Source organism: Staphylococcus kloosii (genome assembly GCF_032139365.1).
In the GTDB taxonomy this organism is placed as follows: Bacteria; Bacillota; Bacilli; order Staphylococcales; family Staphylococcaceae; genus Staphylococcus; species Staphylococcus kloosii_A.
Genome location: NZ_JAVTDB010000012.1, coordinates 16337 through 28155, shown reverse-complemented (window position 1 = coordinate 28155; position 11819 = coordinate 16337). Strand labels below are relative to the sequence as shown.

Below are 11819 nucleotides of genomic sequence, written 5' to 3'. Positions count from 1 at the left end.
ATGAACATTAAAGTATTCCAACTAAAAATTGAACCTGCCGATGTATCTTATAACGAAGAAAACATAGCAGCATGGTTTAATAGACATGTGCAACCAGAAACAGATGTCGTCGTTTTGCCTGAAATGTGGAATAATGGTTATGCATTAACACAACTCGACATTTTAGCTGACGCTGATTTAAGTCGTAGTTATAAGTTCATTAAAGATTTAGCATTACAATTCAATGTTGATATTGTAGCTGGATCGGTTTCAAACTCAAGAAATAATCGCATATATAATACTGCATTTACCGTACTTAAAGACGGTAGTTTAGTTAATGTATATGATAAGGTACACCTTGTACCAATGCTAAATGAACCTACTTATTTAGCACCTGGTGAAGCGGTACCAGAACCATATCAATTAAGTGATGGTACACAAAGTACACAAATTATTTGCTATGACTTAAGATTTCCTGAACTATTGCGTTATCCAGCTGCTGAAGGCTGTGAAGTAGCCTTTTATGTTGCACAATGGCCACAAGCCAGATTAAAACATTGGCAGTCATTGTTACAAGCTAGAGCAATAGAAAATGATATGTATGTTGTAGGATGTAATGCTTGTGGTGACGATGGCACTACACAGTACGCTGGTCACTCAATGGTAGTTAATCCTAATGGGGATATTTTAGAAGAAGTTGGAGCAACCGAAAAATGCATTACCCTATCTTTAGATTTAGATAAAGTAAAGCAACAACGCAAAGCAATTCCAGTTTTTAAAAATAGAAGAAAAGAGATATATAAATAAATAAAAACCGTGAGCTTGGGAGGGACTCACGGTTTTTAAACTTATTATTAAGGGAATGTTTTACAGTTATTTCTCTATCTATTTTTTGGGGATGTTATTAATTATGAAAAAATTTAGTGAATCTACCGTTAGTTAGAACGGCAAATTGAATGATGTTTACGATAGCTTACATGTTACTACTTAAATTACCTCTGTTATAGGTAATTATTTAAATGACACTAGAATAAATTGTTTAATCAAAATAATTATGAATACAGTTATTATAGGGAAAGCTTAAAATCTAAGCGAATATCAAACTGAGTCCAAAATTAATTCACTAAACCACCAATCGAGTCTATGATGTTTTTTGTCACAACAACAACTCCTTTAAACATATTACAAAGAATAAAAAATACTATCTAAATCGTTGATAAATCTTATACTATATGAAGTATAAAGATTATCAAAAATAGATCATTTATAAAACTTCTGCTCTTAAGCTTTATAAATCTGAATAAATCACTAGTAAATTTATTCAAGCATTTAGTATCTCTTTGTGATACAAGTACATTAAAACACGTAAATACACCTTTGAGTTTTAAAATGCCTAACTCGTTATTTTTTATTCCTAACTGTTTATCTGTTAAGTTAAAATTATTACAAAAAATATACATAAACAGTTAGGCATCATTTTGATACAGCTAGGCATTATGTCGCATAATACCTAATTATCGAGGTATAATCAAATTAAGGAGAGAAACCAAATGCTAAAGTCGATAGAAACCCGAATAGACACCTTTGCTAAGTACTTGCAAGAACGAAATAACTTAGATCACATCGCTTATTTAAAGATTCGCTTAGGCATGCAAGTCTTTATCAGCAACATATTTAAAACGATTGTAGCATACAGTGTTTCAATCCTATGCAATCTATTTTTTTACACTCTCACAGCACATATAACGTATTTTTTAATTAGACATTTTGCACATGGAGCTCATGCCAAAACACCTTTATTGTGCCATATTCAAAATTTATTTTTATTTGTTTTTTTACCTTGGCTACTAGTGTATACTCAAATAAACAATATATTTATGTATATATTGGGCATTTTAGGTTTTATTATTTTGTGCGTATATGCTCCAGCTGCAACAAAAAAGCAGCCTATTCCAGCAAGATTAAAACCTAGAAAAAAACGGAATACCATAATAGTGACAATAGTACTTATATTATTATCATTATTTATTCATGAACCATACCAACAATTAATTTTATTGGGTATTATTATTATAGCTGTATTACAATTACCATTATTTTTCCCTAAGGAGGATGTTTAATATGGATTTTTTAAATAGTATCTTTAGTTTTGTAGCTAAATTTTTTGAAGTTTTAGGTGCCGCATCTGGAGTTAATCCTTGTGGCGGTTGGCTTGATGAACCTGAAGTGCCAGAAGAATTAACTAAGTTGTACGAATAATTCATTATGTAGAGAGTGTGAAAAAATTGTCATTGTTTAATTCTATATATATTTCGCTTTATCAACTCATAGTTCTATTTGTAGTAATTAAAATTATAAGCAATGTAAAATATAAAATGAGGGATTATATTTCTATCTTAGGAATCATAATCCCTTCAACTTTTCTATATTTTATTTTTGGTGCAAAAACTATATTAATACTAGTAATCGGTACGATTATTTTAATGTACTTAAGAAATAAAATTCTAGGGATTGTACTTGCTATACTAACGTTTTTATTATTATATATTTCCAATTTCTTCTCAATGTGGTCAGTCACTTTTTTTGATTCTAATTTTCATATGACATTTATAAACACTATAGTTTATTCATTATTATTTCTCATATTTAGTTTGATTTTAGCCTTTATAACAAGATTTTTTGTAATCAAATTATCAGAATCAATACTATCATTAAATAAAGTCTACCTTACTTTGATTGGCATCATTCTGTTAGCTACTTTTTTGACGCTTTATATGTACATGCCAAAGGAAGTAATTTCATATGGTGATTTTAAATATCTAGCGGTTATTTATGTCATTTTTATAATTATTATCGCGATTTTGATTATTACCGTTTCTTTCAGCATTGTGCGTGAAGTTCAATACAAAAGAAATATGAAAGAAATTGAAAATTATTATAAATATACTTTGCAAATTGAACAAATTAATAATGAAATGCGGAAGTTCAGACATGATTATGTCAATATTTTATCGACGATGTCAGATTACATACGTGAAAATGACATGGATGGTTTACGTCACTATTTCACTTCTGAAATATTACCTATGCAAGACAGTATGCAAATGAATGCCGTTAAAATTAATGGCATTGAAAACTTAAAAATTAGAGAAATCAAGGGCTTAGTAACAACGAAAATTTTGCAAGCTCAAGAAATGAATATTCGTATTAGTGTTGAAGTAAATGAACAAATCACTAAAATAGACATGCCTACTATCGATCTAAGTCGTATTATTGGTATTATTATCGACAATGCAATTGAAGCATCGGAAAATATTGATGAGGATCCATTAATTCGTGTAGCATTTTTAAAAAATAGTGATGTTTCGGTTACCTTTATCGTAATGAATAAATGTGAAGATGATATTCCTCGTGTACACACACTATTCCAAGAAAACTTTACAACTAAAAAAGGTAACAGTGGATTAGGATTATCGACTTTAAAAGAAATTACTGAATCAAAATCAAACGTCTTATTAGATACGACAATTGAAAACAATTACTTTGTTCAAAAAGTAGAAATATTAAATACTTAATCATAAGGATGTGTAATAATGAAAATTTTCATATGTGAGGATGACACAAGACAACGTGATAATATGACTTCAATTATAAATAACTACATTATGATTGAAGAAAAACCTATGGAAATTGTTAAGGCAACAGGAAATCCTTATGAAATATTAGAAGAAGCACACAAGCAGGATGATATTGGTTGTTACTTTTTAGACATTCAACTAGAAGCGGATATTAATGGTATAAAATTAGCAAGTGAAATCCGCAAGCACGACCCTGTTGGCAACATTATATTTGTCACAAGTCACAGTGAATTAACTTACTTAACCTTTGTCTATAAAATTGCTGCTATGGATTTTATATTTAAAGATGATCCAGATGAATTAAAAACACGTATTATTGACTGTATTGAGACGGCAGAAACTCGTTTAAAACTGCTATCTAAAGATAGTAATGTCGACACGATTGAACTAAAACAAGGTAGTAACTCCGTTTATGTACGCTATGATGACGTTATGTTTTTTGAATCATCTGCTAAATCACATCGATTAATTGCTCATTTAGACAATAGACAAATTGAGTTTTATGGTAATTTAAAAGAGCTCAGTCAACTCGACGACCGCTTCTTTAGGTGCCATAATAGTTACGTCATAAACAAAAATAATGTATCTGCCGTAAACACTAAAGATCGCATTATATATTTTGAAAACCAAGAATTTTGTTTTGCTTCCGTGCGTAACATTAAAAAGATTAAAAACACTTAGTCACACATTAAAAAGATTAAAAACACTTAGTCACACATTAAAAAGACTTGTTTTCGAATAAATGAAAACAAGTCTTTTTATAGTTATTGTAGTGCTTCACTATTATTAATTTCTTCCAAAGTAGGAATACTACCAATTGCACCATAATTAGTCGTTACTTTTGCCGCGACAAAATTACTAAATGCTAATATATCCTTACCTTGTTGTTTTAATTCTTGCGTTAAGTGAGTAGTTTTAAAGTTCAATATTTTACTTAACATTGCTCCTATAAACGCATCACCTGCACCCGTTGTATCGATAGCTGTTACTTTAAAACCTCCATGACTAATTTGAGTGCCATCTTTAAAATGTAATGCTGAACCTGCAGCGCCTTTAGTATAAATAACAATTTCAACATTATTTTGAAATAACCATTTTATTGCTTGCTCTTCATCTTCAATATCTGTAATAAATGACAGCTCTTCATCTGATATTTTAACGATATTAGCATGTGGGATAAACGATCTAATCGCCTGCTTACATGCTTCTTCACTATCCCATAAAGGCAATCTTACATTAGGATCAAAACAAATTGTGCCTTGTTGTTGTTTAAACTTTTCAATAAGTGCCTTATGCGCCTCTTTCATTTCACTGTCTACTAAATCCACAGAACAAAAATGTAATATATCAGCTTGTGTTATAGGTAAGTCATTTATATTTTCGCGATTGTATAACATATCAGCAGAAGGTTTACGGTAAAATGAAAACTCTCTCTCTCCAGATTTTGTTAAACTTACAAATGCCAATGCAGTGTTTGCTTCATTAGTTCGTTTAATAAATGATGTTCCAACACCTATATCTTCTAGCGTTTCGACAATGATATCCCCAAAAGCATCTTGACCAAGTTGTGTAATCATTTCTGATTGACCACCAAGCTTTTGCACTGTGCTAGCGACATTACACGGTGCGCCTCCCACTTGTCTAGAAAATGTTTCAACATCCTTTAACTTAGCATCTGTCGTATTAGGAATAAAATCTATTAATGCCTCACCTATTGCATATAATTTACCCATAATTAACCTTCTTTCAATTCATATTTTGTGAATTTTAAATAAGCTTGTCCTGACTCAGTCGAAGTTTTTATGCCTGTCGCATTTTCATTTGGGAAAATTCTCGCAGTCATTACACGTTCACCATCATTACAAAATATCTCTATGCTTGAAGTATCAATAAAAATTTGTAATTGAGAGAGCTGTGAATCTAGTATCGTACTTCTTGTAGTACCTTCTACTGGATTTGGTAACGGACCGCTTTCACTTCTATCTAACGTTAATTTTTGTTCTCTCTTATTATATTTAATTAAAGTAGTATGTTGACGAGAACTACGTAACTCAAAATATAATTCCGTTGTTTCATTTTCTAAAACATCTATAATTAATTCGTATTGCTTCCCTTCATATGGATGAAGTTGACGTGTATATTTATTAGCATAGCCTAATGCTGTTTCCTCATTAAAGCGTAATTGCTGTAGTGCTTTAATTGGCCGTTGTTTTAATTTACCTTCTTCTATCGACAATACTCTTGGTATCGTTAAGCAATGCGCCCAATTTTCTTCATCTGTTGGATAATGCACATCTGGTAATCCCATCCAACCAATCAATACGCGTTGGCCTTGTGCATCAATAAAACTTTGTGGTGCATAAAAATCAAAACCATTATCTAATTCATTAAAATCTGCATGATTCATTGATAAATTATCAACATCTAGTTGACCAATTATGTATCCAGCTTGATAAATATTATTAAATTTATCACCATCTGACTCTATACCTTGCGGACAAAACATAAGTATGTCAAAACCATCTAAATTGAAGTAGTCTGGACATTCCCACATATAACCGAATTCAGTCAATTTGGTTTCAATTTCTCCCATAAATTGCCAGTGCACAATATCTTTTGAACGATAAAGTACTACTCGCCCATTTTGTTGTATATTTTGAGCACCTATAATCGCGTAATATGTATCTCCTTTTTTAAACACCTTAGGGTCCCTAAAATGTTCTGTGTATCCTTCTGGTGGTTGACTAATTACGGGTTTAGGAAACTTACTTATCGTTTTATCTTGATTAACTTTTGCAATTAATTGACTAGAATGTCTTTGCCATTCTTCATCACGTGCATTACCCGTATACATATAATATAAGTGGTTGTCATATTCAAAAGCACTACCACTATACACGCCGTGACAATCATTTTTAGTATCAGGCTTCAATATTGGACCATGTGGTTCAAAATGTACTAAATCTTTACTCGTATAATTGTACCAATATTTTAAACCGTGAATGGCACCTAAAGGAAACCACTGATGTGATATATGATATTCACTGTTAAAATAAATCAAACCGTTAGGATCATTTAATAATCCTGATTCTGGTTGAATATGAAAAATTTGTTTATAGTTAGATTGTTGTACTTGAGCTCTTAATGCTTCTAACTTATCTTGAGGTACTTCCTCAAAATGTTGATAGCGCTCGTCTCTTGTCCACTCACGCATGATAAGTATGCCTCCTCAAAACTGTATTATCTTTTATTTTAGCATTTATAAATGAACTGACCGATATTAAAAACATGGCCGCTCTAGTGATGGGTCTATAATAAATGTATCAATCCATATGTCTATATAATTCACTTCTAAATTTCATGTTTTACTTTAGCTTAAGTTAACGACAATATATATAATATCATTCGATATATTGATATTGTTGTAAAAAACAATATTTTATACATTTATACGTCTCAGCTATTACTCTTAAATATGTAAACTTTTAATTTATAGTGTACCATCTTGCTAGGGTTAAAGACATACTTAGATACAAAAAACCCGGCTATTATAAAATAACCGAGTACATTTTACTTATGCTTTTTGAATTGTGATAGTCCAAGATGCATCATCTAACTGTTCGTAGTTCGTCACTGGATAGCCTTGTTCAGCTGCCCAATTAGGAATAGCTTCAGTTGCTTGTGTACAGTCGAAATCGATCTTTAATTCGTCTCCATTATTTAAAGTTACCATTTTTTTTTGAGCTTCTATTAATGGGAATGGACATACCATTCCTACAGTTCCTAATTCATGTACCATAATTTATTATCCTCCCTATTATGTTGTTTGTGTTTGACCACTTAAATGAGCACTATTTGTTGAAGTGTTTTGTGCTTTTTGAGCTTTTTTCATAGGTCTAATAAAGATAAAGTAGCTCATAAACCATGCACCTAAAATCATTGAAGCTAAGGCAATCCATCCTTGCCACGACATTGTGGCAGTCGATACTAAACCGTTACCGATTGAGCAACCTCCTGCTACTGATGCACCAAAGCCCATGCATATACCACCAAACACACTATTTCTAATTGTCTTTTTGTCTGGCAATCTCCACTTGAATTCTCTTGATCCTTTAGCTGCAATATAAGAACCTAAGAAGATACCTAAGACTAAAAATACGCCCCAGTCTAATAATTTTACGTCTCCACTAATTAAAAATTGTACTATGTTAGCTGAAGGTGTCGTAATACCTAAACCATCCAATCGACCTGTTGCTTCACTTGCTGGCCATGCTAATAAAGCAATTAAACCTACTACGATAGCTGCAACGAAAGGATGATACTTTTTCTCGAATAAATAATAACGTAAGCCAGTAAATTTACGTTTCAAAGTTGGAACGGCAACTTTTGGTTTACGTAATGTTTTAGTTACAAAAAATGCTGTGACAATTACCAATAATAAAACCCAAACCCACATAGGGATACCTGTCGTTTGTGCCATACTCGCATTAACATTTGTCGGTTTATTAACTTTATCCATAACAGGTAATAGCAAGCCGAATTTTGTAACTGCAGCAGTGAAACCGTATAACACTAATGCAATCCAACTACCTATTAAACCTTCACCGGCACGATACCATGTACCAGTTGCACATCCTCCTGCTAAAATCATTCCTATACCAAAAATAAATGATCCGACAACTGTCCCAATGATAGGATATGATTCTGTAGGTATTGTAACGACGCCTGTAGATGTTAAGACAAGTAATCCAATACTTTGTATAGAAATAGCTATTAATAAAGCATAAAACATTTTATTACTTTTCTGTATATACATATCTCGGAAACCACCTGCTAAACAAAAGCGGGTACGTTGCATAACAAAACCTAATAAGGCGCCTACGATGAGCCCACTAATTACTAACCATACCAAATAAATCCCTCTTTTCCGATTAAATCAATAAGGATAATAATATTAGATTTGTTCTACCTTTTCAATAGCATTTAGTTATTTGTAATAATATTGTAATCGATTTTTATGCGTAGCAATTGGATAATTGAAATCTTTTAATCAGTTGTTTAATAAGTGAAAGGTTTAAAATTAAAAAAGTTACCTTATGAGATAATGTCTGGCAGATACTATCTCATAAGGTAACTTAAATGTTTATTTACTCCCATAGTTGCGCATAAAGAATAATAAAGACTGTAATTCTATACCTAGGTCAATATGATGAACTTGTACGTCTCCAGGAGTGTGAACTCTTGTTGGCGTGAAATTTAATATACCTTTCACGCCTGTCTGTACTAGTTGATCCGTTACTTGTTGCGCTGCATTTTCATTTGTAGTAAGAATAACAACATCGATTTCTTCTTCTTTTAATATAGTTGCTATATCGTTATAATGTTTAACCGTAACATTGCCAACTTTAGTACCTATAACATCTTCACGTATATCGAAGGCTTCCGTTATTGTCATTTCATCATGAATAGAAAAATTAAAATTTAATAATGCTTTTCCCAAATTCCCAACACCAACGATGGCAATTTTTATTTCATTATTTTCGTTTATTTCATGCTTAAAAAAGTTCAGCAAACTATCTATGTTGTAACCGTATCCTTTTTTACCTAATTCTCCAAAATATGAAAAATCACGACGAATAGTTGCTGAATCTATATTTAGACCTTCACTAATCGTTTTTGAATTCACTCTATCTATGCCTTTTGATTTTAAAGTATTCACAAATCTATAATATAAAGGTAAACGCTTTAATGTAGCACGAGGAATTTTATCACTTTGATGCGCCAAAATTAAGTCCCCCTATTAATACGAAAATATACAAAGCTATAAATGTAAGCAATTACCACAACATTATACATGAATAAAATAGAAAAATAAACAATCCTAGTTTTATCTAACACTTATATACGGTAAAATAGAACTATTAGTGAGGTGCACAAAACATGATATTATTACAACTAAACGACATATCAAAATCTTTCGATGGCGAAGACATTTTTAACGATGTAAATTTAGAAATTAAAACTAGTGAACGTATCGGTATTGTTGGTAGAAATGGTGCTGGTAAATCGACATTAATGAAAATTATTGCCGGTGTCGAAGGATATGATGCTGGTCATATATCAAAAATCAAAAATTTAAAATTAGGTTATTTAACGCAACAAATGACATTAAATACAACCTCTACAGTTATTCAAGAAATGTCTAAACCATTCGAACATATCAAAAAACTAGGACAACAAATGAAGAATGAAACTGATTGGTTGGCTCAGCATGCAAGTGATTTTGATAGTGATGACTATAAAGATCATCTTGAAAAGTATGAAAACCTATCTAACCAATTTGAACAACTAGAAGGCTATCAATATGAAAGTAAAATTAAAACAGTATTGCATGGTTTAAACTTTGATGAAGCGGATTTTGATCGCCCTATTAATGATTTTAGTGGTGGTCAAAAGACACGTTTATCATTAGCCCAAATGTTACTAAGTGAACCAGATTTGCTATTATTAGATGAGCCTACTAACCATCTTGATATGGAAACGACAGAATGGCTAGAAGGTTATTTAAATTACTTTAAAGGTGCTATCGTCATTATTAGTCATGACAGATACTTCTTAGATAAAATTGTTAATCAAATTTATGATGTAGCCTTAGGTGATGTCCAACATTATCAAGGTAACTATGCACAATTTATCGAACAACGTGACAAATATTATGCAAAACGAATGCAAGAATACGAAAAGCAACAAGCAGAGATTAAAAAACTTGAAACATTTGTCGATAAAAATATTGCTAGAGCCTCTACTTCAGGTATGGCCAAAAGTAGACGCAAGACTTTAGAGAAAATGCAAACCATTGATAAACCACTTATTGATGCTCGCAGTGCTAATATTACTTTTGATTTTGAACGCAATACTGGTAATGATGTATTCCATATTAAACAATTGGAAATTGGTTATGAAGAACCTATAACTGAACCTATTTCATTAGAAGTAATTAAGGGAGATCACATCGCCATCATTGGTCCAAATGGTATAGGCAAATCAACACTTATTAAAACAATCGCTGAAAAGCAACACGCATTAGCCGGAGACATTACGACTGGTGCTAATTTGAAAGTCGGTTACTATGATCAAAAGCAAGCGGAATTCAAATCTACTAAAACAATTCTCGATTATGTATGGGATCAATACCCTACTATGAACGAAAAAGATATTAGAGCCGTTCTTGGTCGCTTCTTATTTGTGCAAGAAGATGTAAAGAAAATTATTAACGATTTATCAGGTGGCGAAAAAGCTAGGCTTCAACTTGCATTATTAATGTTAGAGCGTAATAACGTTTTAATCTTAGATGAACCTACCAACCATCTTGATATTGATTCTAAAGAAATGTTAGAACAAGCGCTACAAGATTTTGATGGCACAATTATTTTCGTGTCACATGACCGTTACTTTATTAACCAATTAGCTAATAAAGTATTTGATTTAGATCGTTCAGGTGGTAACTTATATATCGGTGACTATCAGTATTATTTAGATAAAATCGCCGAAATACAAGCACTAGCAGCTCAACAAGCAAATCTTGAAGATACACAGTATCCTCCGGTTGATGAAAACAACAATACTAATTCATATCTCTCTCAAAAAGAACAGAAAAAAGAACAACGTCAAAGAGAGCGTAAAATAGCTCAATATGAGCGCGATATAGAAACGTACGAAAATAACATCGCTGAAATAGAAGCACAGTTATTAACACCAGAAATATACAATAATCCATCAAAATCTAATGAACTAGCACTCGAAAAACAAGATACCGAACAAAAATTAGAACATGCTATGACTGAATGGGAAAATTTACAAGAATCTTAACATATAGTTCACTTTGAAAAAGTAGCAAAAATGAGTTGTCTCATTTTCGCTACTTTTTTTACCAACTTTTTTATTCACATCTGAATTACGTTAATAAAGGCTATCCACAAAGTTATCCTAGTTATCCACAAGTAATATGTTACTTTATCTTCATTATATCTTTTACTATCCAACCTAATCCACAGCTTTTTCCATAACTTATCCACAGTTTATGCACTAATTGTTGATAAGTACGCACGTTCCCTATTGACATTCAAATTTATATACACTTCACATCACCTTGCGTCAATATGTAATCAATGACACAATTAACTTAAAGACTAGATATAAAAA

The 11819-nt window shown here is 31.6% G+C and carries 11 protein-coding genes; 6 read left to right on the top strand and 5 right to left on the bottom strand.

Annotated features, from left to right (window positions below; genetic code table 11):
- The 5 genes from RPL90_RS01065 to agrA form a co-directional block, all read left to right on the top strand.
- Positions 1-786: carbon-nitrogen family hydrolase (locus RPL90_RS01065; protein WP_313541596.1), on the top strand; the 786-nt coding region annotated here is incomplete at its 5' end.
- Between the two features lie 743 nt (positions 787-1529).
- Positions 1530-2099, top strand: coding sequence for an accessory gene regulator AgrB (locus RPL90_RS01060; protein ID WP_313541594.1), 570 nt, complete (start codon positions 1530-1532; stop codon positions 2097-2099).
- Position 2100: 1 nt separating this feature from the next.
- Positions 2101-2238 carry a cyclic lactone autoinducer peptide AgrD gene (gene agrD, locus RPL90_RS01055; RefSeq protein WP_313541592.1) on the top strand — a complete coding sequence of 46 codons (138 nt, stop codon included), beginning with the start codon at positions 2101-2103 and terminating at the stop codon, positions 2236-2238.
- A 26-nt stretch (positions 2239-2264) separates the two neighbouring features.
- On the top strand, positions 2265-3554 hold the full coding sequence (gene agrC / locus RPL90_RS12945) for a quorum-sensing sensor histidine kinase AgrC (protein ID WP_398573839.1): 1290 nt from the start codon (positions 2265-2267) through the stop codon (positions 3552-3554).
- Positions 3555-3572: 18 nt separating this feature from the next.
- Positions 3573-4298 (top strand): quorum-sensing response regulator AgrA, encoded by a 726-nt coding sequence (gene agrA / locus RPL90_RS01045; RefSeq protein ID WP_313541588.1) that lies wholly within the window; start codon positions 3573-3575, stop codon positions 4296-4298.
- Positions 4299-4381: 83 nt separating this feature from the next.
- On the opposite strand, the gene RPL90_RS01040 is transcribed toward agrA, so the two are convergent.
- From RPL90_RS01040 to RPL90_RS01020, 5 genes are all read right to left on the bottom strand, one after another.
- Positions 4382-5350 (bottom strand): carbohydrate kinase family protein, encoded by a 969-nt coding sequence (locus RPL90_RS01040; protein ID WP_313541585.1) that lies wholly within the window; start codon positions 5348-5350, stop codon positions 4382-4384.
- A gap of 2 nt (positions 5351-5352) precedes the next feature.
- The gene (locus RPL90_RS01035; protein ID WP_313541582.1) at positions 5353-6831 is read right to left on the bottom strand and encodes a sucrose-6-phosphate hydrolase; all 1479 of its coding nucleotides are present in this window, start codon (positions 6829-6831) and stop codon (positions 5353-5355) included.
- A gap of 360 nt (positions 6832-7191) precedes the next feature.
- Complete coding sequence (locus tag RPL90_RS01030; RefSeq protein WP_313541579.1) at positions 7192-7416, bottom strand: sulfurtransferase TusA family protein; 225 nt, start codon at positions 7414-7416, stop codon at positions 7192-7194.
- 18 nt (positions 7417-7434) lie between these two features.
- Positions 7435-8529, bottom strand: a complete 1095-nt coding sequence (locus tag RPL90_RS01025; RefSeq protein WP_313541576.1) for a YeeE/YedE family protein — start codon at positions 8527-8529, stop codon at positions 7435-7437.
- 231 nt (positions 8530-8760) lie between these two features.
- Entirely contained in the window at positions 8761-9402 is a 642-nt protein-coding gene (locus RPL90_RS01020) for a redox-sensing transcriptional repressor Rex (protein ID WP_313541573.1), read from the bottom strand.
- 155 nt (positions 9403-9557) lie between these two features.
- On the opposite strand from RPL90_RS01020, the gene RPL90_RS01015 reads away from it, so the two are divergent.
- Complete coding sequence (locus RPL90_RS01015; RefSeq protein WP_313541570.1) at positions 9558-11486, top strand: ABC-F family ATP-binding cassette domain-containing protein; 1929 nt, start codon at positions 9558-9560, stop codon at positions 11484-11486.
- The last annotated feature ends 333 nt before the right edge of the window (positions 11487-11819 follow it).